The organism is Myxococcus sp. MH1 (genome assembly GCF_059738865.1).
In genome coordinates, this window is sequence record NZ_AP026947.1 from 9,277,211 (window position 1) to 9,299,025 (window position 21,815).

16 protein-coding genes are annotated in these 21,815 nt (G+C 69.9%); 7 read left to right on the plus strand and 9 right to left on the minus strand.

Annotation, left to right across the window (positions count from 1 at the left end; all coding sequences use genetic code 11):
• Positions 1-57: 57 nt before the first annotated feature.
• On the minus strand, positions 58-969 hold the full coding sequence (locus AC6JA9_RS36645; RefSeq protein WP_223747068.1) for a LysR family transcriptional regulator: 912 nt from the start codon (positions 967-969) through the stop codon (positions 58-60).
• A 66-nt stretch (positions 970-1,035) separates the two neighbouring features.
• On the opposite strand from AC6JA9_RS36645, the gene AC6JA9_RS36650 reads away from it, so the two are divergent.
• Complete coding sequence (locus AC6JA9_RS36650) at positions 1,036-1,980, plus strand: haloalkane dehalogenase (protein ID WP_223747067.1); 945 nt, start codon at positions 1,036-1,038, stop codon at positions 1,978-1,980.
• 60 nt (positions 1,981-2,040) lie between these two features.
• Here AC6JA9_RS36650 and AC6JA9_RS36655 read toward each other — a convergent pair whose 3' ends face one another.
• Complete coding sequence (locus AC6JA9_RS36655; protein WP_497958547.1) at positions 2,041-3,270, minus strand: hypothetical protein; 1,230 nt, start codon at positions 3,268-3,270, stop codon at positions 2,041-2,043.
• A 54-nt stretch (positions 3,271-3,324) separates the two neighbouring features.
• Positions 3,325-3,783 carry a MarR family winged helix-turn-helix transcriptional regulator gene (locus AC6JA9_RS36660; protein WP_223747065.1) on the minus strand — a complete coding sequence of 153 codons (459 nt, stop codon included), beginning with the start codon at positions 3,781-3,783 and terminating at the stop codon, positions 3,325-3,327.
• 117 nt (positions 3,784-3,900) lie between these two features.
• Here AC6JA9_RS36660 and AC6JA9_RS36665 point away from each other — a divergent pair, with 117 nt between their 5' ends.
• The gene (locus AC6JA9_RS36665; protein ID WP_223747064.1) at positions 3,901-4,653 is read left to right on the plus strand and encodes a hypothetical protein; all 753 of its coding nucleotides are present in this window, start codon (positions 3,901-3,903) and stop codon (positions 4,651-4,653) included.
• A gap of 43 nt (positions 4,654-4,696) precedes the next feature.
• On the opposite strand, the gene AC6JA9_RS36670 is transcribed toward AC6JA9_RS36665, so the two are convergent.
• Positions 4,697-5,683: a polysaccharide lyase family 20 protein gene (locus AC6JA9_RS36670; RefSeq protein WP_223782601.1), complete on the minus strand. Its 987-nt coding sequence runs from the start codon at positions 5,681-5,683 to the stop codon at positions 4,697-4,699.
• A 350-nt stretch (positions 5,684-6,033) separates the two neighbouring features.
• Here AC6JA9_RS36670 and AC6JA9_RS36675 point away from each other — a divergent pair, with 350 nt between their 5' ends.
• Positions 6,034-7,059 (plus strand): arginine N-succinyltransferase, encoded by a 1,026-nt coding sequence (locus AC6JA9_RS36675; protein WP_408889097.1) that lies wholly within the window; start codon positions 6,034-6,036, stop codon positions 7,057-7,059.
• Between the two features lie 106 nt (positions 7,060-7,165).
• Here AC6JA9_RS36675 and AC6JA9_RS36680 read toward each other — a convergent pair whose 3' ends face one another.
• Entirely contained in the window at positions 7,166-8,185 is a 1,020-nt protein-coding gene (locus tag AC6JA9_RS36680) for a lasso peptide biosynthesis protein (protein WP_408889096.1), read from the minus strand.
• Positions 8,186-8,251: 66 nt separating this feature from the next.
• Between AC6JA9_RS36680 and AC6JA9_RS36685 the strand changes: the two genes are divergently transcribed.
• The gene (locus AC6JA9_RS36685) at positions 8,252-11,395 is read left to right on the plus strand and encodes an ABC transporter substrate-binding protein (RefSeq protein ID WP_223747061.1); all 3,144 of its coding nucleotides are present in this window, start codon (positions 8,252-8,254) and stop codon (positions 11,393-11,395) included.
• 171 nt (positions 11,396-11,566) lie between these two features.
• On the opposite strand, the gene AC6JA9_RS36690 is transcribed toward AC6JA9_RS36685, so the two are convergent.
• Both AC6JA9_RS36690 and AC6JA9_RS36695 read right to left on the minus strand, forming a co-directional pair.
• Positions 11,567-13,705 (minus strand): hypothetical protein, encoded by a 2,139-nt coding sequence (locus AC6JA9_RS36690; protein WP_497958548.1) that lies wholly within the window; start codon positions 13,703-13,705, stop codon positions 11,567-11,569.
• Positions 13,706-13,772: 67 nt separating this feature from the next.
• Positions 13,773-14,393 (minus strand): DedA family protein, encoded by a 621-nt coding sequence (locus tag AC6JA9_RS36695; RefSeq protein ID WP_223747059.1) that lies wholly within the window; start codon positions 14,391-14,393, stop codon positions 13,773-13,775.
• Positions 14,394-14,550: 157 nt separating this feature from the next.
• On the opposite strand from AC6JA9_RS36695, the gene AC6JA9_RS36700 reads away from it, so the two are divergent.
• Complete coding sequence (locus tag AC6JA9_RS36700) at positions 14,551-14,868, plus strand: hypothetical protein (protein ID WP_408889093.1); 318 nt, start codon at positions 14,551-14,553, stop codon at positions 14,866-14,868.
• On the opposite strand, the gene AC6JA9_RS36705 is transcribed toward AC6JA9_RS36700, so the two are convergent.
• Entirely contained in the window at positions 14,857-16,014 is a 1,158-nt protein-coding gene (locus AC6JA9_RS36705; RefSeq protein WP_497958549.1) for a DUF6183 family protein, read from the minus strand. The genes AC6JA9_RS36700 and AC6JA9_RS36705 overlap by 12 nt on opposite strands.
• 37 nt (positions 16,015-16,051) lie before the next feature.
• Positions 16,052-17,485, minus strand: coding sequence for a group II intron reverse transcriptase/maturase (ltrA, locus tag AC6JA9_RS36710; protein ID WP_408888341.1), 1,434 nt, complete (start codon positions 17,483-17,485; stop codon positions 16,052-16,054).
• An 885-nt stretch (positions 17,486-18,370) separates the two neighbouring features.
• Between ltrA and AC6JA9_RS36715 the strand changes: the two genes are divergently transcribed.
• Together AC6JA9_RS36715 and AC6JA9_RS36720 are read left to right on the plus strand one after the other, a co-directional pair.
• Entirely contained in the window at positions 18,371-19,849 is a 1,479-nt protein-coding gene (locus AC6JA9_RS36715; protein ID WP_408889091.1) for an amino acid permease, read from the plus strand.
• 487 nt (positions 19,850-20,336) lie between these two features.
• Complete coding sequence (locus AC6JA9_RS36720) at positions 20,337-21,791, plus strand: putative metal-binding motif-containing protein (RefSeq protein WP_497958550.1); 1,455 nt, start codon at positions 20,337-20,339, stop codon at positions 21,789-21,791.
• The last annotated feature ends 24 nt before the right edge of the window (positions 21,792-21,815 follow it).

Here is a 21,815-nt window from a genome sequence, read left to right on the forward strand (position 1 = left end):
ATCCCCATTCTCTATCATGCCCGCCGAAGACACGCCGAAGGGTCGGCCCGGACCACTTCAGGACGCCAGGACACCGCGCCGCACCAGCTCGCGGAAGTAGCGGGCCGCCGGGTCCACGTGGGTGCGCTCGTGCCAGCACATCGAGATTCGCACCGTGTGCGGAGGAATCGGCGCATCGACCGCCTGCACCGCGAACCTCGCCCCCTTCTCGCTGACCAGTGACTCCGGCAACGTCGCGACCAGGTCCGTCGTGGCGACCACCGCCGCCGCCGCCGTGAACGACGGCACCGCCATCACCACCTCCCGAGCAATCCCCGCCCGCGCGTACGCCGCCCCCACCGCGTCACGAAAGCTCTTCCCCGGCACCATCTCCACCCGGACATGCTGGAGCCCACCCAGCGCCCGCACGGACAGCCTTTTGCCCAGCACCGGATGCCCTCGGCGCGCCACCAGCAGCGTGCGCTCCGTCAGCAACGGTTCGAGGTGCAGCCCCGTCCCCTTCCCCGCGAGCCCCAGGTGCAGGTCCACCTGCCCCGACCCCAAATCCCCCAGCGACACGAGCGAGTCGATGCCCACCACGGAGAGCCGCGCATCCGGCATCTCCCGACGCATCAGCGCCGCGATGCGCGGCACCCACGTCAGCTGCCCCGCATCCGCGACCGCCAACGTGAAGGTCTGCGTGCAGCGCCCCGGCTCGAACGGAACCTCATGGAGCGCCAGCTCCATCTCCCGCAGCCCGCGACCAATCGCCGGCGCCAACGCGAGCGCCCTGGGCGTCGGGACGATTCCCCGCCCCTTGCGCGTCACCAGCGGGTCTCCGAGCAGCGCACGCAGCCGCGCCAGGCTGTTGCTGATGGCCGACGGCGTGACGTGGAGCCGCTCCGACGCTCGGACCACGCTGCGCTCGACGAGCACGGTGTGGAGCACCAGGAGCAGGTTGAGGTCGATGGCCCCGATTTGAATGCTCATTTTCCGTGAGGTTACTGCTCACGAACCATCACGGCCAGCGAGGACGCTCCGGGCACATATTGGGGCATGCACAGACTGCTCGGCTGGCTCGCCACCGGCGCGCTCATCGCGTGCCACGCATCCGCACCCGTCATCCCCCACCCCACGCCCATGCCCACCACCCACCAACTCCCCGTCCTCGACTCCTTCCTCTCCTACCGTGAGGAGGGCACCGGCTCACCCATCGTGTTCCTCCACGGCAACCCCACCTCCTCGTACGTCTGGCGCAACGTGACGCCCCGGCTCGCGGACAAGGGTCGATGCCTCGCACCCGACCTCATCGGCATGGGGAGCTCCGGAAAGCCCGACATCGCCTACCGGTACGCCGACCATGCGCGATACCTCGACGCCTGGTTCGACGCGCTCGGTCTGCGCGACGTCGTGCTCGTCGGCTACGACTGGGGCGGCGTGCTCGCCCTCGACTGGGCCGCTCGGCACCCGGACCGCGTGCGCGGCGTCGTCGTCTTCGAGACCTTCCTGCGCCCCATGCACTGGAGCGAATGGCCGCCCCAGGGAGAGAAGCTGTTCCGCGCACTGCGCACACCCGGCGTCGGCGAGCAGATGGTGCTCGAGCAGAACGAGTTCCTGGAGCGCTCGCTCAGCAACGGCGTCAAGACGGGCCTCAACGACAGCGCCCGGGCGGCCTACTACGCGCCCTACCCCGACGCCGCGTCACGGCGCCCCATGCTCCAGTGGCCCCGGGAGATTCCCATCGACGGCAGCCCCGCCGATGTCGCCGCCGTCATCGAGCGCTACGACGCCTGGCTCGCCCAGCCCACCGGGAAGCCCGCGCTCCTGTTGACGTTCGATGGCGGCAGCCTCAGCGCGCCCAAGACCATCGAGTGGGCCCGCACCCAGTTCCCTCGCCTCGAAATCGTCCCCCTCGGCCCGGCGGGCCACCACGCGCCGGAGGACGTGCCCGAGGACATCACCAAGGCACTCCGAAGCTGGCTCGACCACCAGGGCTGGTAGGCTCACCGCGAACCGACCAGGGCCTGCTCGACTTCCGCCAAGAGCGAGCCCTGACGACCCTCAGCGCAGGTCCAACAGCCCCGCGTCGGTGATTCGCCCAAAGCCCTTGAGCCACACGTACTCATCCGTATCCGCATCGAACACGGCGACCGAGCGTCCCGGGTCGAAGAGCAGCAGCGTCCGCCCATCCTCGCTGATGTCGTGCGCGCCCTCGAAGCCCTCGGCCTTCGTCACCCGGACCTCGTCCCGCTCGACCGAGTACTCGTACAACTGGGAGAGCTTCCGCTCGTAGTAGTTGCTCTCGATGAAGAACACCGACTTGCGCCGCGGGCTCCCCGCCGTGAGCTCGTAGCTGCTGCAGTAGGTGTCATGGGTCTTCCAGACCCGCTCCTGACCGGTGCGCAGGTCCAGGCGCCGATAGGTGGCCGAGTCCGCGCCCTCGCAGTTGCCGCCCTCGTCCTGCGTCCCCTCGCGATAGAAGACCATCGTGTCCCCTATCACCATGGGCGACAGCATCCCCTTGCGCCTCAGCTTCAGCGGCGGCCCCACCTTCCACGGCTTCGTCCCAGTGGGGTCCATCGTGGCGATGCGGACACCCCCCTTGTCATGACGCAGCACCGTGCGCGACTCGCCTGGCAGCACCTCATTGCCCGCCTTGTCCGTCTGGTGCACCGGCAACACGCGAATGCCCTCGGGCTTCGGACCAAAGCTCCAGCTCCACCAATCCGTGGTCGTCACCGTTCCATTGGTGACGAGCACCCGAGCGCCATCCTCCGTGAACATCATCGGCATCTGCGAGTGGTGGACGTTGTTCTCGGTCCACTGCGAAGCAACGCCGGGCGTCACCCCCACGACCCCGTTCAGGTCCCCCATCACGAGGAAGGAGCCCTGCTTCGCGCGCCCCGACTTGCTCCGGGGCACCTCGAGCTTCCGCCCCGCGAGCGTCACGCTCACCAGGCGCTCGTGCCCCTCGTCCCCACCCACGGAGAGCGACATCGCCCAACGGCCCGTGGACGGATGCACCGCCAGGAACCAGAGCGAGCACGGCTCCGTCTCCTGGAACCGCGTCCCCTTCTCGGGTCCCGCCAGCCACTTGCGCTCCTCCACGTACTCGCACTCGGCGAGATTCCGCGAGCCCTGCGAGTCGGCGTAGACAACCCGGCCAGGAGCCAGGGCAATCAACGGCACCGGGGAGACCGTGACGTCGGGGGACTGAGAGGATTCGGCCCACGCCGTCGCGGACGTGGCCAACAGTGCGGTGAGCACCGTGCGGCGCAAGATGTCGTGCATGCGCCTGATGACGCACGCCGACACGCCCTATTCACGCTGCGTGCGCATCCCCACTCACGCGTTCGTGGACGCGTCCTGCTCCAGCGCCTCGCGCACCTCGCGCAGCGTGCCCACCACCGTCTTCAAGGACGCCGCGGTCAGCTTGCCGCCCAGCTTGTTGGCCCACGCGAGCTGCCGGGCCTCCACCTCGCGCAGCCGCTCGCGCCCCTTCGGCGTCAATCGCATCAACTTGGCCCGACGGTGGTGCGGGTTCTCCTCGTACTCGATGAACCCCTCCGCCTCCAGCGCGTCCGCCGTCTGCTGCACGCTCTGCCGCGTCAACCCGATGGACCGCGCCACGTTCGCCACCGGCGCGGGCTCGTGGTCCACCACCCCCAACACCTGCCACCGCGCGCTCGTCAGCCCCGACGGCGCCGCCAACCGGTCCCCCGCCGCCAGCAAGAGGCCGTTGTTCTGGAAGATTTCGAGCACCAGGTCCGTGAAGGTCGACCCGGCCGTCGTGTATTTCGCCATGCCCACAGGCTGGCTGATTGACAGTGCCCTGTCAAAAGCGCCGCCACCCCGGTTCGCATGAATTTCCGGAGTCTCCGGTCGTCCAGGGCGCTGAATCCCCGCCCCCAGGAGCCTGAGATGCTTCGCCCCCTCGCCGGACTTCTCCCCCTGTGCCTGCTGGCCGCCGCCTGTGGAAGCTCCGCCCGACAGCAAGCGCTGCTCGAGCGCCGGGAGTCCATCCGCGAGTCCAACAGCGCCTTCGCCGCCGAGGAGCTGGCGAACCACCGAGGCAAGAGCGGGTTCCAGGAGACCCGGTGGGGCATGTCTCCCGACGAGGTCCGCGCGCTCTACCCCGAGGCCCGGACGACGTCGTCCGAAGGTGACCTGCGCGTCGCCCTGCGCGTCACGGACCGCCCGGCGACGGTGGACTTCCAGTTCACGCTGAACAAGCTGGCCGTCGTGTCGCTGCGCTTCGACACCGGCGCGCCCCTGCGCGAGGACTTCGACGCGCTCTCGGAGCTCTTGTCCATGAAGTACGGCGAGCCCACCTCGCGGCGGGACACGGCCGAGGAGGCGGAGGCGCGCGTGCGCAGCGCGGAGTCCTACAACCGCAGCCTGGGTGAAGGCACCCGACGCTCCCGCACCACCGCGGACGACCTCGCCTACGAGAACAAGGTCCGCGTCGAGGCGCTCGCGGCGCAGTCCGACTACGTCGTGGAGAAGTCGTGGAAGGACACGGAGACGAAGCTCCAGCTCACCGGCTGGCAGCAGCCCGACACCCGCAGGCTCACGCTCGACTACGTGAGCCGCTTCCTGGAGCCCCACCTGGGCAAGCGCTCCACCGAGCTGGAGGCCCTGGAGAAGAAGCGCGAGCAGGCCCAGGAGCTGTGAGCGGGGGACTCGGGAACGCCGCTCCCGAGCCCTCCACGCAGGCTCAGGAGCGCCGACGCCGACGCGCGCCGATGAGCCCCATCAACCCCAACAGCGCCATCCCCGCGAGCGGACCGCCGGAGCTGTTGCAGCCCACGGCCTCCTCGTCGTCCTCGCTCGGGGACAGACCGCCGGGAGGAATCACGCCGCCCGGTGACTCGTCCGGCCGGGAGCCCGCATCCGCGACGGGCGTCCCCGCATCTGCGACGGGCGTCCCCGCGTCCACCTCGGGCGTCCCGGCATCCGCCGTCCCCGCGTCCACCACGGGCGTGCCCGCGTCCACGGGCGTGCCCGCGTCAGGCGTGGGGGTGGGCGTCGTGGGCAGCACGTCCGCGAGCGTCGTCGCCTGGATGAAACCATCGTGGTACAGCACGCCCACCGGCTTCACGGTATCGCTGCGGTACAGGCCCAGCTTCAGGTAGTTGTTCTGCCCCGCGTACATCGTCGCGGCGGCGCGCTTCGCGAGCACCTTCTCCTTGTTGTGCCACAGCTCCACGAAGCCCGTGCTCGCCTTCGCGGACCACTTCACGTGCAGGATGAACTCGTGCCAGACGCCTCGCACGAGCTTGCCGCGCCACGGAATCGTGGAGTCGGAGTTGAGCGCCATGCGCATCTCCTCGCCGCGCACGTAGAACTCCAGCGGAGGCGAGCCGCAGCAGCCGTCATGGTGCCACTGCGTGAAGAGCTGCCACGTGTCCACGCTGGGGAAGTCCGGCGCGAACATCACCTTCCAACGGTAGTAGTACTCCGAGCCCTCCTTCTCCTTGCCCAGGTACACCAGCTCGTTGCGGTTGCCACTGGAGTTGATGGGATCATCGCCCTGCTTCACGGTGACCTTGAGCGCGTACTTCCCTTCGGCCACGGGGTTGCTCACCACCAACAGACGGTCCGAGCTGACCATCTGCTCGCGCGTGTACTGCGAGCGGTTGCCCGTCTCGAAGTCACCGCGCCAGAGGACCTCCCCCGACGCCAGGCCAGGGAGCAGGAACATCGCCAGCAATCCAGGGACAAAGACTCTCAATGGCACATGTCCTTGCGAAGGTTTGAAAGCCAACCTTCGACAGACCGTAGCCGAAACGATTCCGTGTTTCATTCCCCCGGCAAATTCTTCCCTCTTGCCTGACAACAGAGCGAGCATCCGGGCAGGGGGATGGATGTCTGATAAATGTTTCGGTGAGTGGAACGGGCGCGCACCTCCCGCCCGAATCGGTGAGTTCAGCTTATGACTCAGTGCGTCACGCAAGGAAACAAGGGAGCCATGGGCTGACCGTTCGGAGGTGGTGTGGTGTATGGTCCCCACCCCTTCCGGCGCTCCGTTCCGGCAGCGTCCCGGGTGCAACCATGCTTGTCCTGCGTGACGTCCAGAAGACCGACCTGGCCGGCCTCAAGCGGCTCGCCGCCGTGCTCAACACGGTGAACCTGCCGAACAACGAGGAGACGCTCGAGAGCATCATCGACAAGTCGGTGAAGAGCTTCGCCGGGAAGGTGAAGAACCCCTTCGAGCGCGAGTACCTCTTCGTGCTGGAGGACATGCGCAACGGGCTCATCATCGGCACGTCGATGATCATCGCCCAGCACGGCACGTACGAGGCGCCGCACATCTACTACGAGGTGAGCGAGCGGGAGCACTACTCCGCGTCCCTGGAGCGCCACCTGCGGCACAAGGTGCTGTCCATCGCCTACAACTACGAGGGCCCCACCGAAATCGGCGGGCTGGTGGTGGACCCGCCCTACCGCGCCACGCCGGACAAGCCCGGCAAGCAGCTGTCCTACGTGCGCTTCCTGTTCATCGCCATGCACCGGCGGCTGTTCCGTCCCCGGGTGCTGGCGGAGCTGCTCCCGCCGCTGTTGCCGGATGGACGCAGCCTGCTGTGGGAGGCGTGCGGCAAGAAGTTCACCGGCCTGACGTACCTGGAGGCGGACCGCCTCAGCCGGCAGAACAAGGAGTTCATCAAGGAGCTGTTCCCCGCGTCGGACATCTACGCGTCGCTCTTCCCGGACCGGGTGCAGAAGGTGCTCGGCGAGGTGGGGCCGCAGACGCGCGGCGTGCAGCGCATGCTGGAGCGCGTGGGCTTCCGGTACGTGGAGCGCATCGACCCGTTCGACGGCGGGCCCCACTTCGAGGCGAACACGGGCGACGTGACGCTGGTGCGCAAGTACCGCACGGTGAAGCTGGCAGCCGAGGACTTCGAGCTGGAGGGGGATGACGTCCTGGTCGCCTTCGAGCGCGAGTCGGGCCGCAACCGCTTCCGCTCGGTGCGCTGCCACGCCCGGCTGGACAACCAGGTGGCCTACCTGCCCGCGCGCGCCAAGGAGATTCTGGGCGCGAGCGCCGGCGCGAAGCTGTCCGTCATCCCGTTCGAGTAGCACTCACGGACGTCGGACCACGCAGTGGTCTTTGCCCTGGAGGGCCAGCGCACGCTGGCCTCTAGCGCCGGGCCCCGAGCATCCGCCAGCGCCATGGGCAGCGCACTCACGGACGTCGGACGACGCGGTGGTCTCCACGCAGCAGCGCGAGCCACCGGGCCCCAGCCTCCAGCGCCGGGCCCTGTGCATCCGCCAGCGCCACGGGCAGGTGCGTGTCCTCGCGCACCGGGTCCATCGACGTGGGGTCCAGCTCCAGCGTGCCCCCGTCCTCCAGCGCCACGCGCACCCACGCGTGCGGCCGCGCGGGCCCGCCGTCCACCACCAACAGCCCGTGCACCAGGGCCACCTTCACGCCCCGCTTGCGGGCTCCGGCCGCGAAGCGCAGCGCGTGCGCGAGGCACCCACCCGCCTCGCCCTCGCCGTCCTCGCGCCAGTCCGCCGCGCTCGGTCCCTTCTCGATGAAGGCCGCGTGCACCCGCGCCGCCAGCGCCCTCGCGGCCCGGGCCGTCCAGGGTGTCATGCCCGGAAGCCTCGCGGGCACCTCCAGCGCGGGCACCAGGGTCAGCGCCCCACGCTCGCCCTGCACCGGCAGCCCCTGGGCGAAGAAGTCCGGAGGCGCCACCAGCCGCGTGTCCGGCGACGCCACGGTGAAGCGGGACTCGCCCACCTCCAGCACATCCATGAGGCCACGCGCGTCGTAGCGGGCCCGGAAGGGTGTCCCCAGGAGCGTGCCCTCCACCCAGGGGGCCGTCCCACCGGTGACGCAGTGCGGGCCCTCGCGGCCGGAGAGCTCCTCGCGCCCCGTGACGCAGCCCGGGGTGGGAGGCCCGCGCCACAGCCACAGCGCCTGGGGCACCACCGGGCGGCCGACGAGGCGCCCCTCGGCGTCCACCTCCAGCAACGCCGTGCGTCGACGCGCGCCCGAGTCCTCCCCTCGCGTGTGCAGGTGATGGCTGTCGTACCGGAAGGCCGCCGCCTCCCGCGTCAGCGTCACGGTCCCCACGGGCACCCCGCGCCAGGCGAAGACGTAGCGGGCCGTCTCCTCGGGCGGGTGGGCCCGCGCCGAGCCCGGACTGACGGGGTTCGCGGGGAGGGCCAGGGCCAGGAGGGCGAGCAGGATGGGCACGAGGGGGACGAGTCTGCGGCGTTTTGAGGACCGGCGCGAGAAGGCGGAGTACCCTTCCCCGGGTCCATGGGCGCCAAACGGTACCTCTTCGCGTTCGGCCTGGCGGCCGGTCTGCTCTCCGCGCTCGTGCTGGGGGGCGTGCTCCAGCTCACCGGCCAGCGGCTGGACGTGTCCGCGTGGACGGCGCTGCTCTTCGCCACGCCCACGCTCTACATCGTGGGCGGCTACCTGTCGTGGTTCCGCTGGGCGGCGCTGCGCAGGCTGGCCCGGCGGCGCGTCATGGCCCAGCTGGCCGAGGGCGACCTCACCACCACGGGCGGCTTCCGCTACGAGGGGCATGAGGACGTCCGCCGGCTCATCCTGTCGCTGCGCCGCGCGCTGTCGCAGGTGCAGCGGGTGACGGCGAACCTGCACCGCACCAGCAACGAGGTGAGCGAGCAGGCCCTGAGCCTGCTGGAGGCCGCGCGGCGCCAGGGTGGCGCGGTGGAGCGCACGCTGCACTCCGTCAGCGGCATGGGCGGCAGCCTCCAGGTGGTGGGCAAGCGCGTGCACCAGCTGGAGGTGTTCGCGGTGGACACCACCGGCGCGCTGCTGGAGATGACGGAGCGGCTGGAGCAGGTGGTGGAGTCGCTGTCGCAGGTGAACGACTTCGCCAACCACACCACCTCGCTGATGCAGGCGATGAGCGAGCGGCTGGCCAACATCGCGTCCTCGGGTGACGAGCTGGCGCGCTTCGCCGCGGAGGCGGAGAACTTCGTGGCGCTGGTCGAGGGTGGCATCGACTCCGTGCGCAGGCGCGCCAGCGAGACGAACCAGCTGGCCCTGGCCGTGACGGCGACCGCCGAGCGCGGCGAGGTGCTGGTGGGCGACAGCGTCAAGGGCATGTACCGGGTGGAGGAGACCGTCCGGAAGGCCGCGGAGCTGATGGGCACGCTGGGCTCGCGCTCCGCGGAGATTGGCCGCATCGTCGACGTCATCCAGGAGATCGCCGACCAGACGAACCTGCTCGCCCTCAACGCCGCCATCATCGCCGCGCAGGCTGGCGAGCACGGCCGCCCCTTCGGCGTGGTGGCCAACGAGATTCGCAACCTGGCCGAGCGCACCACGCGCTCCACGCGCGAAATCGCCGCCATGGTGTCCGGCATCCGCGACGCGGTGATGACCGCGGTGACGCTGGTGCACGAGGGCCGCGAGCAGGCCACCACCGGCGTCGCGCTGGGTGACCGCGCGTCCGAGGCGCTGGTGGAGATTCGCACCATCACCCAGCGCACCTTCAGCGCCGTGGAGGCCACGGTGACGGAGACGCAGCGGCTGGAGGCCCAGGGCGCCACCGTCGTCGAGGCGAGCCGCCGCGTGGCCCGGCGCGTGGAGGACGTCACGCGCATGGCGATTGAACAGGCCGGCCACGCGCGCGAGCTGGTGCGCCAGACGCAGGAGATGGCCCGCGTGGGCCACGGCGCCTCGCAGAAGGCCGAGGACCAGGCGCGCACGGGACGGGACCTGTCCGAGTCCGTGGTGCGCCTGAGCGCGGCGATTGAAGAGCTGCGCACCGCCAACGTGGTGCTCACCCGCGCGGACGCGTCCATCCGCGAGGAGGTGGCGCAGGTGCGCGAGGACGCGCGCCGGGTCATCCGCATCGGCGACGGGCTGACGCGCACGGTGGACCAGCTGGGCCACGAGGCGGTGGGACTGGAGACGGAGGTGTTCCGCTTCCGCCTGCCCCAGCCTCGCACGGGCGGCACGCTGCGCGTGGTGCTGCACCAGTCCGCCTCGCTGCGCAACCGCCAGGCGGTGGACCCGCTGTTCAGCGTGGAGAACCAGCTCTCCGAGCTCACCGCGTGTTCGTTCTCCGGGCTCGTGCGACTGGAGGACGGCGGCCTGGAGCCGGACCTGGCCGAGCGCTGGGACGCGGACCCGTCCGCGCGCCGCTATCGCTTCTATCTGCGCAAGGGCGTCACGTTCCACGACGGCTCGCTCTTGACGGCGGGCGATGTGAAGCGACACCTGGAGCGCCTGTTGGACCCGGCGGTGCGCTCGCCGGACCGCAGCCTGCTCGAGGACGTGGAGGGCGCGCCCGAGTTCTCGTCGGGCCTGGCGCGCGAGGTGACGGGCATCGAGGTGCTGGACGACGCCACGCTGGAGATACGGCTGCGCGAGCCGAAGGCGTTCTTCCTGCACCTGATGGCGCTCACGGCCACGTCGGTGGCGAGGATGGACGGGAGCGGGCGGCTGGTGGGCACGGGCCCCTTCCGCGTCATGTCACTGGAGCCGGAGCGCGTGGTGATGGAGCGCAATCCGTCCTACTGGCGCTCGGGGACGCCGCTCTTGGACCGGCTGGAGTTCCAGCTCGTCGACTCGCGGCAGGAGGCGGTGTCGAGGCTGCGCACGGGCACGGCGGACCTGGTGTCGTTCCTCTCGGCGGAGCACGTGGAGGTGCCGGGCCTGGAGTCGCTCCAGGTGCTGGCGAGCACCACGCCCTCCACGGCCTTCGTGGCGCTCAACCTGCGTGAGCCGCCCTATGACGACGTGCGGGTGCGGCGGGCGCTGCGCGCGGGCATGGACATCATCGGACTGGTGGAGCAGTTCCACCCGGGTGCGCGGGTGGCGCGCACGCTGACGCCGCCGGAGCTGCTGGCGGGCTCCGAGATGGCGCCCCTGCCGGCGCCCGACGTGGCGCTGGCGGAGCAGTTGTTGCGCGACGCGGGACTGCGCCGGCTGAAGCTCACGCTGCACCACCCGGTGGGGCGCGACACGTCCACCGAGGACGCGGTGTTGTTCCGTCCGCTGATGCAGGCGGGGCTGTTGCAGTTGGAGCACGTGGAGCTGGCGCCGGAGGAGTACCTGACGCGGCTGCGCGACGGGAAGATGTCGGCCTTCCGCACGCTGTGGCTGGCGGACTTCCCGGACCCGGACACGTTCCTCTACTTCCTGCTGAACTCCAGCGCGCAGACGGTGTACCCGGTGGGCTACCGCAACCCGGAGCTGGACCGCATCACCTCCGAGGCGCGCGTGTCCATCGACCCGGAGCTGCGCCAGCAGCTCTACGTGCGCGCCGAGCACCTGTTCCGCGACGACTGCCCGCTCATCCCGCTGTACCACGAGCGCGTGCACGCGGCGGCCTCGGCGGCCGTGCAGGGACTGCGGCTGCACCAGACGCCGCCCCAGGTCCGCTTCGAGACCCTCTGGGTGGATACGAACACGACGGAGTGACTCGGCGCGCCTCGAGCCGCTGGGGCCGAACCGAGGTCCGCGTCGAGACTTTCGAGCAGCCTCCGCACACATCGCCCCCCTCGGGGTGAACCCGCCACGCGGTCGCGTCGCTGAGGTCGGCGCGAGACTCACGTCGAGCGCCTTGGGTGGACCTGAGCGCGGCGATGTCTTTCAGCGCGCCTCGCGCCTCACGCCCGACGAACTCCCGTGTCGTTGGGGCCAGCCGAAGGGCGACGCCTGGATGCCACCCATCCCGTAGGCCTCCACGCGCCAGACGCCATCACGCTCCAACACGACGAGCAGCCGGCCGCCGGAGAACGTGCTGCCCGCAACGCGCGTCGGTCGTCCGGGGAGCGCGCACATCTCTACCTTCTTCCCCCGCGCGAAGAACTGGAGCCACACCTGCCTCCCGTCCGTGCGTTCGGCGTCGGCGAGCACGCCCACCGCGTCACCTTCGATGAGCGTCGCGTCGTGGAACGAGCCCGGCACCTCCTCGAAGGGCAGCGCGTCCACCTCCCACGCCACCAACCCCGTGGTGGAGTCCACCGCGCGCAGCACCGTGCGCTCCTCGTCGGGCGCACACGGCAGGCCATCCGTGCGCGAGCAGGAGCGCGCGAACACGTAGCCAGGGTTCCCCGCGGAGGACAGCAGCGCGGGCTCGGCCAACGGCGTCAGCGTCCGAGAGCCCGCGTCCCAGTCCACCGTCACGGGAGCGCCGCCATCCGTGGACACGAAGGCCCGGGTCCCCACGAACAACGTGCCCCCCGCCACCGCGAGCGACGCACTCCCACCCGGGACACCACCGTCCGCCAGCTCCGAGATGAGCAGCGAGCCTCCATCCGGCTCGAAGTCCGCGCGCTCCAGCCGCCCATCCACCGTGTACCGGAACGCCGCCTCCTCCGCATCGAGCGCGAGCCGCGCCTCACCGCGCCACGCCTCCACGGGCCCCGCGCGCAGCACCGTGCCCGCATCCTCACCTCCCGCGAGCCAGACCCACCGCGTGCTCTCGGGCACCGCCACCGCGCCACCATCCTCCGGCACCGGGCCCCACGCCACATGCGCCACTACATCCCCCGCCGCCGTCAGCGCGACCTGCCCCGCCTCCACGTGCCCCAGCCACGGCCCCGCATCCGAAGGAGCACCGAGCGACGTCCACGACGCCTCCCACTGTCGCGCGCCCGGAGTGCGCGGGGCATACGACTCCAGCCCCTCCGGCGCAGCCACCACCACCCCCGCATCGGACGCGGCCAGCAGCGTGCGTGCGCCCCCATCCGGATAGGGCGACTCGAAGCGCAGCAGCCCGCTCTGGGTGAAGGACACGAGCCGGCAGCCCGCATCCTCGTCACACACGGAAGAGAACAACGCACCGTCCTGCACCAGCAGCGCGGGAGCCCCCACGGGCTCACCGCCGAGTTGCTGGCTGAACTCCGCCTCCAGCTCCCCCGCGTCGGGCCGCTCGCACTCACCATCCTGACAGGTGCCCTCGCCCCGGCACGCGGTGGCGGGAGCGCAGACGATGCCATCCGGCGTGGCGAACTCGTCACACGAGCCGTTGAAGCACAGCCGCGCCGACTTGCAGTCCCCTGGCCCACACGGGATGAAGTCCTCGGCGTCCACCTCCTGGCAACCCTCGTCCCGGTCGCACACGCCCACCTTGCACCGGTTGCTCGGCGTCGGACACACCACCGGCGCCGTCACGCAGCCCTGCGAGGGCGAGCACGCGTCCACCGTGCACGGGTTGTCGTCATCACACGTGCGAGGAGAGCCCACGCACGCACCCGACTCGCAGCGCCCGTTCACCACGCAGCGACTGGTGGGGATGCAGGTGGCGCCATCCTCCAGCGCCCGCTCGATGCAGGTGCCCGTGGCCAGGTCGAAGCTCGACTCGTGACAGGGGCTCGATGGCACACACGTGAGCGGCCGCACCCCCAGGCCCGTGAGGCGCACCGTCTCCGTGCGCCCCGCGCCCGTCAGCGTCAGCGTCCCCTCCGCGGGCCCGTTGGCCGCGAGGAAGTCCACCTCCACCACCGTCGTCCCGCTGCCCGGCACGGTGACCTCCGCGCTCGCCACGCTGAAGGGCGCGCCCACGGACGCCGTCACGGTGAGGCTCGCGCGTCCGGTGGCCAGCAGCGTCACCTGCCTGCGCGTGAGGCTGCCCTCCAGGGCGCGACCGAAGTCGACCTCCGTCTCCTGGGGACGGAAGCCCTGGCGCGCGTCGCCCGTGCCCGAGTCATCCCCACAGCGACAGCCCGTCAGCGACAGCGCGAGCGCGACGAGCAGGAGCGTCCACGAAGAGGTGCGCGAGGCCATCCCTCGACTCAAGCGCGCCCGGGCCGCCCCATGCAACGTCGCCGTGGAATGCCGTCGTCCCGAGGACTCAAGGCCCGGGGGCCGGAGCCCGTCGCCGGGCGAACATGCGCACCAACACCGCCACCGCGCCCACCGCCACCAGCCCCACCACGGCGTACTGGTAGCGGCTCATCAGCGCCGACAGCCGCTCCAGATTTCCGCCCACCGCGGCCCCCAGCGCGAGCACCAGCCCCGTGTGCGCCATGGCGGACAGCGCCCCCAGCCCCAGCGCGTTGATGCGCGGCACGCGCGAGGCACCCGCCGCGACGAAGATGAGCCCGCGGATGCCGGGCAGGAAGCGATTGGCCAGCAGCAGCCAGGGCCCGTTGCGCCGCATCCGGGACTGCACCTCGGAGAGCCGCGCGTGGCTGATGCCCAGGTAGCTGCGCCCCGGGTTCGCGTCGAAGCGCCCCGCCAGCCAGTGGCCCACCGCGTAGTTGATGGCCGCGCCCACCACGCTGCCCGCCGTCACCACGAGGAACACGAGCACCATCGACTGCTCACCGCGCACCGCGTACACGCCACCCAGCAGGGTGATGGTGTCCCCCGGGAAGGGGGGCACCACGTACTCCAGCGCCGCCGCCACGCCCAACACCAGGAGCCCCAGGGGACCGAGCGCCCCGATGAGCTGGTCGATGTATTCCACCATCCGCGCGAACGACCTCCTCCAGGTGCCAGGCACCCGTCATAAGGCAGCCCTCGCGGAGGGGAAAGCGTGAGTGGCCGTTGGTGAACAGTGCAACGACAGCACCGTGCCCGGGACGTCGGCTATGCTCCGCTCGAACTCGGGAGTCGGAGTCGCCGCCATGATTCTTCCGCGCTACTGGGACAGGCTGACCACCTCGCTGCACGTCGTCGACCTCCAGGGGAATGCCGAGGAGGCCTGGCGGTTCCTCGTCTACCAGGGGCTCGTCGAGGACACGCCCGAGGGCCAGCGGTTCTTCGAGGGCGCCATCCAGCGCAGCCAGACGTGGCGCGGCTACGAGAGCGGCGGCGCGGTGGGCTTCATCGCCAACGAGCTGAAGAACGAGCGGCTCCTGGAGTTCAACCAGCCTCGCGACCCCGATGGCCACGGCGCGAAGCGGGCCTTCCGCCTGTGGAAGCGCAGGTCCCTAGAAGTATGACGCCCGCTCGTGGACCGCGACGAGCGCGAGCGATGTCCCACCGGGGCGAAGACAGACGACCCCCATGACAGGGGGACGCGCGTCCTGCCAGGAGCCCTTGAACTGGTACCAGGTGCAGGCGTTCCAGCGCTTCTCGGGGGCATCGCTGGCCCAGGAGACCTCGATGCCACCGAGCGCCTCGAGCGTGCGCCACAACGCCAGACGTCCATACGCCGCGCCCAACCACCCGCGAGCGCGTGACGCCACCCGGGAGAAGAAGAAGTCGGCCACGTGCGACAGCGTGTCCCGCTCGCACACCACGAAGGCCGCGTCCTTCATGAGCGGCAGGCCCAGGTCGATGAGCAGCGAGGTCATCGTGTCCGAGGGCGCCTTGGGCAGCGCGGGACGCAGCTTGAGCACCCGCTGCTCGATGGCCTCGTGAGTCCCCTCCCCATCCTCCGCGACCAGGATGGCCGCGAGCCCCGGAGGCACGGGCTCGTCCTGCGTCGCCAGCCGGATGTCGGGCGCGGTGTACTCGTCCTCTTCGTCCTCCCGTGACGCCGCGGACAGCCGCTCCCCGAGCGTGTCGTACGGGTCGATCTCCTCCGTCCCCATGATGCGTCCGAACGAGGACTCCCAGCGTCGACGCTGGAGGGGCAGCGCCGCCAGCGGATGACCGCGCCGCGACAGCTCCTCCTGGAGCGCCAGGACACCGGGCACCGAGGACAGGTCCGCGCCGCGCAGCACGAACTCGTGGACGCCACACGCGAACAGCTCCAGCAGGTCCTCGGGGCCTTGCCGGTGGGAGCAGAGCTCCACGAAGCTCGCCGCGTTGCGATGGGTCCCCAGCAGCGCCGCCAGCTCCTGCTCCCGTCGCGCGGCGGAGAGACGTCCCTGGTAGCGCGCGTCACGCGGCTGACGGGCGACCTCCAGGAGGGTCAGGGCGCTGTCCACGTCCTGGCCCTTGGCCAGCACCTCCTCCAGGTGGTCCGAGAGGGCGTGCAGCCGCTCCCGGCCCTCCGCGGGCGTCGAGGCCAGCCGCGCCTCCAGCTCCGCCGCGACCGCCACCAGCGCCGGGTAGGCCCGCGCTTCTCCCAGCTGGTCGATTCGCGCCCGCGCCGCCTTCAGCCCGTCGCGGGTAGAGATGTCGTCGAGGAACGCGCTCACCGTCGAACTCATTGGTAGATGGGTGGCGCGGTACCGGTCAGCGGCCCGTTTCCACCCGCCTCCTTTCAAACCGTACGTGCGGTTTTCCCGCATACGGCTTAACGAGAGTGTTGTCGTGCAGCATGCACGGTTTCGGGTAACGAATCGTCCCACGCAATCGGTGGAGCCCCTGTCCCCAGAACCATTCCCGATTCCACTCGTGAGCCTGTCCGGCTCGCAGGTTCCTTCCCCTGCGCTTCACCATGAACTGGTGCAGCCGCCTGCACACGTAGGAGTCGAGCTGATTGAACTTCCGGGCTGCATTCCCGCTGCGGAAGTAGTTGCCCCACCCTCGCAGCACCGGATTCAGGTCGGCGATGATGACTCGCACGTCCTTCACCCCGTACCGCTGACGACTCGTCAGCTCCTTCACCCGGGCCCTCACCCGCTTCATGCTCCGCGCTGACGGCCATCTGTGCAGGTAGTAGCGCTTGAGGCCACGCTCCTCCAGCAGCTTGCCCGACATGCGTTGATGCAGGTGACAGCCCAGGAAGTCGAAGCCTTCCTTGCCCTCGGTGAGTTCCACTCGCCGCGTCTTCTCCGGATGCAGTCGTAGCTTCAGCCTCTCGAAGATGATTCGCACTCTTCGTTCAGCCTCCTCGACAGCTTCGCGGCTTTTGCACAGCACCACGAAGTCATCCGCGTAGCGCACCAGCTCGCCTACCCGCGCGCACTGCCGCTGCCACACGCTGTCGAAGACGTGCAGGTAGATGTTGGAGAGCAACGGAGAAACCACTCCGCCCTGCGGCGTCCCCGAGACCGTCTCGGAGTACCGGCCCTCTTCTACCACTCCCGCACTCAGCCACTGCCTCAGCAGCTTGAGCACCCTGCGGTCCGACACCCGTCGCTCCACCCGCTCCATCAGCAGCTCATGCTCGATGCTGCCGAAGTAATCGCGGATATCCGCGTCGAGCACGTGGCGACATCCGGCATTGACTACCTCCCGGATGCGCTCCAGGGCCTGCAACGCGCTTCGGCGAGGCCGGAAGCCATACGAGGACGGCAGGAAGTCCGCCTCGAATACCGGCTCCAGCACCAACTTCACCGCCATCTGCACGATGCGGTCCTTCACCGTCGGAATGCCCAGCGGCCTTCGCTTCCCGTCCGCCTTGGGGATGTACCGCCTCAGTACCGCGGGCGGCCTGTACGCTCCTGCTCGCAGCACCTCGCCCAGCTCCTCTACCAGCCGCTGCGCGCCGTACCGCTCCACCGCCGCCAGCGTGACTCCATCCACGCCAGCCGCGCCCTTGTTGCGTCGAACCCGCTCCCACGCTTCCCACAGGACGTCACTCCGGTGGACTCGGTCATACAGCGCATGGAAACGGCGCTCCTTGCACCGCTTGGCTGCCACGAAGAGCTTGCGCTGGAGTCGTCGAACTTTGTCGGTGGACTCTGGTCCACCGGGGAGATTGGAGCCGCCGTGGCGGCTCATGCCCTCGCTCTTACCTCCCACCCAAGCACCACTCAAGCAGGGGCCCTTCCCTCCGGGCGCGTTGTCCTGCACGCCCCTCATCGGTACTACGGCCCCCTCGGACTCCCGCTGCACTCCCCTCGCTTTCGCCTTCGGCTTATACGCGGGGCCCTGCCGCGACGACGGCTGCGCAGTCGGGTCTCTCCTGTTCCCCACCACTCCTTGAACACGTGCCGCGCCCCATACCCCGGGGAGTTCCGCTGCTTCACACCCGGACTCGTCCGCAGCGGACCTGGCCTTCACCGTGACATGCTCGGCTCGGCTCTCCCATTGTGTCTCTGTCGAGGCGGCAGGCTTCACTTCATGTTGCGGCCCGTGCTCTTGCTCCCTCCCTGTCGGAGGCTTTTGACGCCCCGCTGTGGCCTGCCGCCTCTCGGCGACCGGCTGGGGCCTGCTACCGGGCACTCCGGTGTCTACCCGGACGGGACTCTCACCCGCAGGTCTGGTGGAGCATGGACGTGCTCCTCTTTCTCGTCCTTCAGGACGCACCATGGAATGCGAGCCTACAAGGGAACTGGGGTCCGGTGGCATCCCGCCCTCTCTCCCTCGGAACACCGAGCCCCTGTGCCACGGCGCCCTCCTGAAACGAATCCCAGGGGCAACACGAACCCCTGGCGAGGAGTCGTTGAAGCCTGACTGGATTTACGGCCCGACAACCCCAAACGCGCCGTCGCTGCGTCACTCCAGCCGTACCCAGCTCTGTCGACCGGGACGCGGGGCTCGGGCGAGCACGCGAAACGCCACATCTCGGCCGCGGCGCTTCCGCTCGAGCACGTTCCCCACCGGGGCGCACCTTGACGAGGCGAGGTGGCATTGGGAACTCCCTGAGCCAAGAGGAGCACCACCATGTCAGGACCGTCCCCCCATCTGTCCGCGAAGCAACCGGGCCACGGCATGCGCTGGCCCGCGATGGGACTCCTGTCGGCCTCGGCGGTCATCAACCTGACGAACGTGGCGGCGATGTCCGAGTACGGCCTGGGCTCGGTGGTGCTGTACCTCATCCCGGCGCTGGTCTTCCTGCTGCCCGCGGCCTTCGTCGCGGCGGAGCTGGGCAGCACCTGGCCGGGCGGCGTCTTCACGTGGGTGCACGAGGCCTTCGGGGAGAAGTGGGCGTTCTGCGCGGCGTGGCAGCAGTGGGTGCAGAACGTCATCTTCTATCCGCTGCTCCTGTCGTTCGCGGCGGGGAACCTGGCCTTCGTGGTGTCGCCGGACCTCGCGCGCAGCGGACCGTTCAACGGCGCCTTCGTGCTGGTGGGCTTCGGGCTGTGCGCGGCGGTGGCGATGCACGGTGTGAGACACGCCTCGCTGTTCTCGGTGTGGAGCGTGCTTCTGGGCATCGTCCTGCCCACGGCGCTGCTGTCGTTGCTGGCGGTGGTCTATCTCGTCGGTGGGCACGGCTCGGCGGCCCCGTTGGGCGCGCGCGACTGGGTGCCGCCGTGGTCCGGCATCGGCGGGCTCGTGCTGGTGGTGGGCAACTTCCTGGCCTTCGGCGGCGTGGAGGTGAGCGCGGTGCACGTGCGGGAGATGCGCGACGCGCGGCACGGTTATCCGAAGGCGATGGTGGTGATGGCGCTGCTCGCCACCAGCATCTTCGTGCTCGCCACGCTGGGCGTCGCGGTGGCGGTGCCGCGCACCCGTGTGGACCTGAGCGCGGGGCTCATCCAGGCATTCGAGACCTACCTGTCCACGTTCGGGATGAGGCGCGTGGCGCCGCTCATCGCGGTGCTGTTCCTGGTGGCCACGCTGGGCACGGTGCTCACGTGGATACTCGGCCCCAATCACAGCCTGCTGCTCGTGGGGCGAAAGGGATTGCTCCCACCCTTCTTCCAGCGCACCAACACACACGGCACGCCCACGGGCCTGCTCGCCACGCAGGCGGTGCTGGTGGCCCTGCTGGCGCTGCTGTTCTTCTTCGCCCGGGATGTCAACCAGGTCTACTGGGCGCTCGACGCGATGACGACGCAGCTCTACATCCCCATGTATGGGCTGCTGTTCCTCTCCGCGCTGCGCCTGCGCCGCACGCAGCCCGACCTGCCGCGGGGCTACCGGGCGCCCATGCTGCCCGTGCTCGCGGGAGTCGGACTGGTGGCCTGTGTCCTCGCCTTCCTCGTCGGCTTCGTGCCCCCCAAGCAGCTGGGCGTGCAGAACGCCGCGGCCTACGTGGCGCGGCTGGCTGGGCTCGTCCTCTCCCTGGCCGCCGTGCCCTTCGTGTTCTACGCCCTGCGCAAGCCCGGCTGGCGCCAGCCGCCCCCCAGGGCCTCGCATCCTGGAGCCGGCTCGGGCTCCCGGACCGGCCGGCCGACACCCGCGAAACCCGAGCCCTGAGCGGCATGCACCGATTGCAGCTCCAATGTCCGGAAGAATCCCGACGTAGCACGTGGAAAGCGGGCTGATTTTCAGCCCCGGCAACCCAAGACAATTCGTCGATACGTATACCCGGCCCCTCTGCAATTCCTGGCCGAGCGCGCTCTCTGGGTATGGGGTGGCCTGCTTGATTTTTGAGTGATTCCTCTTTTATGAGGGAAGCGCGCGTCCACGCAGCACCGGGCCCACGCGTGCACACTCGCCAGGATTCACCGTCTGACGGCGAGCAGTGCGCCATGGCCGCCCGTTCGCGCCTCGCGAGCGCCCCGCTCGTTCACCACGAAAGCACCTCATGAAACGACCACCTGGGTCCCACACGCGTGTGTGGCGACTCCCTTCGTATGTCTTGGCACTACTCCCATTGCTTGCCTCCAGCCTGGTCCTCGCGGCCCCGGCGAGCACGCCCTCCAGATCCACCTCGAGCCCCAGCGCGAAGTCGGGAGCGCAAATGCTGCCGCCCCCGGGCTGTCCCGACTGCGAGCCCGAGCCCATCTGCGACCCGGAGATCTGCGACGGCGTCGACAACGACTGCGACGGGCAGATTGACGAGGGCGTCAAGCGCACCGTCTACCGCGACGCGGACGGTGACGGGAAGGGCGCGGGCGCCGCGGTCCAGGGCTGCGTCGACTACGGCTGGGTCACCAACAACACGGACTGCAACGACTCCAACGCGTCCGTCTGGCAGGCCGGCCGCTTCTACCGGGACGCGGATGGAGATGGCTACGGCAATCCCAACCAGTGGCAGGACTCCTGTGGCATCCCCGCGGGCTACGTCGCGGACGCCACGGACTGCAACGACGCCAACGCCGGCGTGAAGCCGGGGGTCATCAAGTCCTGCGGCGTCGGCGAGTGCGCGCGCACGGTCCAGGCCTGCGTCAACGGCGTGGAGCAGGCCTGCGTCCCCAAGCCCGCGACCGCCGAGGTTTGCGACAAGCTGGACAACAACTGCAACGGCGTGGCGGACGACCTGCCGCCCATCACCTGTGGCACGGGCTACTGCCAGCGCACGGTGGCCGCCTGCGCCGACGTCTGCGAGCTGGTGGAGACGAACCCCAACAAGCCGCCCGTCGAGGTCTGCGAGTGGATGGCGAACAGCTGCACCCCGGGCCCGGCCAGGGCCGAGACCTGCAACAACATCGACGACAACTGCAACGGCACCATCGACGACGGTGTCATGAGGACCTACTACCGCGACAACGACGGTGACGGGTACGGCGCGGGCGCGCCCATCGGCATGGCCTGCACCGTCCCGGGCGGAGCCGCGCCCAATGCCTCGGACTGCAACGACCACGACTTCAACGTGAAGCCCGGCGCCGTGAAGCAGTGTGGCGTGGGCGAGTGCCGCGTCAGCGTCCAGGCCTGCGTCAACGGCGTCGAGCAGACCTGCACCCCGCGTCCCCCCGGCGTCGAGATTTGCGACAAGGCGGACAACGACTGCAACGGCGCGGTGGACGACATCACCATCGCCTGCGGCACGGGCGCGTGCCGTCGCACCGCCCCGGCCTGCGGTGAGCTCTGCGAGATGGTGGAGACCCAGCCCGACAAGCCGCCCAAGGAGGTCTGCGAGTGGGGCGAGTACGGCCTGTGCACGCCCGGCGCGCCCTCCGCGGAGGTGTGCGCGAACGACATCGACGAGGACTGCAACGGCATCACCGATGACTCGAGCAACAGCGCCGCGTGGCTGACCTTCTATCCGGACCAGGACCATGACGGTTACGGCGCGGATTGGAACTCGACGCGGGCCTGCTACCAGCCCATGGGCACGGTCCGCACGGGCGGGGATTGCGACGACACCCGCGCCGACATGAAGCCAGGCGCCGCCGAGGTCTGCGACGGCATCGACAACAACTGCTCGGGGACGCTGGACGAAGGAAATGTCTGCGACCAGTCCCTCTGCCAGTAACCCCCTTCCGACTCATCACGGTCC

What these genes read in the sequence shown, in the direction of transcription:
- AC6JA9_RS36645 (WP_223747068.1), bottom strand. Translation starts at nt 969, where the DNA reads ATGAGCATTCAAATCGGGGCCATCGACCTCAACCTGCTCCTGGTGCTC.
- AC6JA9_RS36650 (WP_223747067.1), top strand. Translation starts at nt 1,036, where the DNA reads ATGCACAGACTGCTCGGCTGGCTCGCCACCGGCGCGCTCATCGCGTGC.
- AC6JA9_RS36655 (WP_497958547.1), bottom strand. Translation starts at nt 3,270, where the DNA reads ATGCACGACATCTTGCGCCGCACGGTGCTCACCGCACTGTTGGCCACG.
- AC6JA9_RS36660 (WP_223747065.1), bottom strand. Translation starts at nt 3,783, where the DNA reads ATGGCGAAATACACGACGGCCGGGTCGACCTTCACGGACCTGGTGCTC.
- AC6JA9_RS36665 (WP_223747064.1), top strand. Translation starts at nt 3,901, where the DNA reads ATGCTTCGCCCCCTCGCCGGACTTCTCCCCCTGTGCCTGCTGGCCGCC.
- AC6JA9_RS36670 (WP_223782601.1), bottom strand. Translation starts at nt 5,683, where the DNA reads ATGTTCCTGCTCCCTGGCCTGGCGTCGGGGGAGGTCCTCTGGCGCGGT.
- AC6JA9_RS36675 (WP_408889097.1), top strand. Translation starts at nt 6,034, where the DNA reads ATGCTTGTCCTGCGTGACGTCCAGAAGACCGACCTGGCCGGCCTCAAG.
- AC6JA9_RS36685 (WP_223747061.1), top strand. Translation starts at nt 8,252, where the DNA reads ATGGGCGCCAAACGGTACCTCTTCGCGTTCGGCCTGGCGGCCGGTCTG.
- AC6JA9_RS36690 (WP_497958548.1), bottom strand. Translation starts at nt 13,705, where the DNA reads ATGGCCTCGCGCACCTCTTCGTGGACGCTCCTGCTCGTCGCGCTCGCG.
- AC6JA9_RS36695 (WP_223747059.1), bottom strand. Translation starts at nt 14,393, where the DNA reads ATGGTGGAATACATCGACCAGCTCATCGGGGCGCTCGGTCCCCTGGGG.
- AC6JA9_RS36700 (WP_408889093.1), top strand. Translation starts at nt 14,551, where the DNA reads ATGATTCTTCCGCGCTACTGGGACAGGCTGACCACCTCGCTGCACGTC.
- ltrA (WP_408888341.1), bottom strand. Translation starts at nt 17,485, where the DNA reads ATGAGCCGCCACGGCGGCTCCAATCTCCCCGGTGGACCAGAGTCCACC.
- AC6JA9_RS36715 (WP_408889091.1), top strand. Translation starts at nt 18,371, where the DNA reads ATGTCAGGACCGTCCCCCCATCTGTCCGCGAAGCAACCGGGCCACGGC.
- AC6JA9_RS36720 (WP_497958550.1), top strand. Translation starts at nt 20,337, where the DNA reads ATGCTGCCGCCCCCGGGCTGTCCCGACTGCGAGCCCGAGCCCATCTGC.